Annotated in this window: 3 protein-coding genes; 2 read left to right on the top strand and 1 reads right to left on the bottom strand. The window is 43.3% G+C overall.

What is annotated here, in order from left to right; translation table 11 throughout:
• On the bottom strand, window positions 1-136 hold a 136-nt coding region (locus CDG79_RS45745), incomplete at its 3' end, for a plasmid partition protein ParG (protein WP_143855752.1).
• A 277-nt stretch (window positions 137-413) separates the two neighbouring features.
• Between CDG79_RS45745 and CDG79_RS40350 the strand changes: the two genes are divergently transcribed.
• Both CDG79_RS40350 and CDG79_RS40355 read left to right on the top strand, forming a co-directional pair.
• Window positions 414-749 carry a hypothetical protein gene (locus CDG79_RS40350; RefSeq protein ID WP_223278672.1) on the top strand — a complete coding sequence of 112 codons (336 nt, stop codon included), beginning with the start codon at window positions 414-416 and terminating at the stop codon, window positions 747-749.
• Window positions 750-1,369: 620 nt separating this feature from the next.
• Entirely contained in the window at window positions 1,370-1,666 is a 297-nt protein-coding gene (locus CDG79_RS40355; RefSeq protein WP_223278673.1) for a reverse transcriptase N-terminal domain-containing protein, read from the top strand.
• Window positions 1,667-1,755: the final 89 nt, after the last annotated feature.

Here is a 1,755-nt window from a genome sequence, read left to right on the forward strand (position 1 = left end):
CTAGGTACTCCTCAATGAAGTCTACTAAAACTTCATTCATACTTTTCTTGTGTAATGCACAAGCAGATTTAAATCTCGCCCTCACATCCTCGCTCAGGTAAATTGAGACTCTTACTGGTTTTTCCTCGTCAGTCAAGTGTTAAAACTCCATATCACTTTAACTCTAGATTGACACCTTTAGAGGTAATCCGCTAGAGAGATAAAGAGTTATAGAGTTATAGTAGTTTGTTGTTTTAACTCTATAGTGTTATCATAGCATTAACAGCAAGCCAAAACCAGTCACCCAACAAAGGCAACAGAAGCCAGAAAGTGATGCTTTGGCTTGCCCCTAACTGGATATCTGGATTTGTCTAGATTTAGCTATAAATCAACCCCAAGCCAGAAAAATCAAGACTTTAACAATCATCTGAACCATGACAACGACATATTCCAATGCCAAAAATTGGCTCGTTCAAGCAGACTTGTTAGCCAAATCCGGGCTAACTGAGCTTATCGCCGGAAAAGACTCAGGTGCAGGGTATGGGAAGGCAATCATCGGTGATTTTTCGATCATGATGCCTGCCGCATATTCACTTGTTCGCAACCGCAATATCATGCACCACGAAACCATCTCAAAAGATGGCTGCTGGGTGCGGTATGTAGAAGGTTCTCGCCTGGACTTAAAAGACGTTCAATTCTTTTGGGGCAGTGCGGCTCTAGCCCAAAGTGACCACACCCTGTTACACGAAGATGTGCGATTCGTTGCTTAGTAGCGCGACCTGAAATGGTCGTTTAGTATGGGAAGCCCACTTCCCTAGAGGAGTCATACCCTCTACCCCTGCGTAAAAGACTAACATTAGTCCGGTCACATCCTCATTAAGTAATTAAAAGGATGGAGTGCAGACCACGAAAGTAACCCAAACTGGCAGCCTAAGTTGGTTAGGGAGCAAAGGGGAGTTTCCCAATGGTGAACATAAGTAAAGTATCGCTTAAACTGCGTTATACGAAAAGGTGTCAAATAAGGCTGATAGACACTGACCAAAAAGGTAAATGGGTGGACTGACGGCTCACTTTTCTGTCAATCGTATGAACAAAAATCCCATCGCAGGATAGATACCACCTAAAGGAAAACAGACAACTAAACGGTACAACAGGGTAAGCCCTACAGAGTCTAAGAGAGGTCGAATACTCTTAGTAAGTCCGAGGCAACAAAGACCGAATTCTTTGGAGGGTAAAGGATGGAAGAAAAAGCGAATGCGGGTCTGTAATGGATTCGATAGGGGTTGTAACATCACTCCTGACCGAAAGGAAAGCAAACTTCTTCTGGGTCTTATACGAAAGAAACCAATCAAGGGAATCAAATCCAAGGATAAGTTAGATGGTGTCAGTAATGGCAACAAACGGACTGAAGAAACAGCTAGAGAACTGGAACCAGATTAACTGGAGAGTAGTTAACAAAACTGTTAGAAACCTACGTCAAAGAATCTTTCGTGCGAGAAAGCTTGGTGAGTTCCGTAAGTTAAGAAGCTTACAGAAGTTGATGCAAAAGAGCTACGCCAATCTACTATTGTCAGTTCGACGTATTACCCAGACCAATCAGGGCAAGGCAACGGCAGGCATTGATAAAGAAGTTATCAATACCCCAGAGCGAATGGCACTAAGAAAAGCCGAAACCCTTGCGGTTTAAGCAGTTTGCAATTGCTTGCGTAATTCATGCCGGGGTTTCGTCATCAAGGGGTAAATTTTTGGGCGACGTTTACGGACTCGTGGTTCATT

Origin of the sequence: Nostoc sp. 'Peltigera membranacea cyanobiont' 232 (assembly GCF_002245985.1) — a bacterium.
GTDB lineage: Bacteria > Cyanobacteriota > Cyanobacteriia > Cyanobacteriales > Nostocaceae > Nostoc.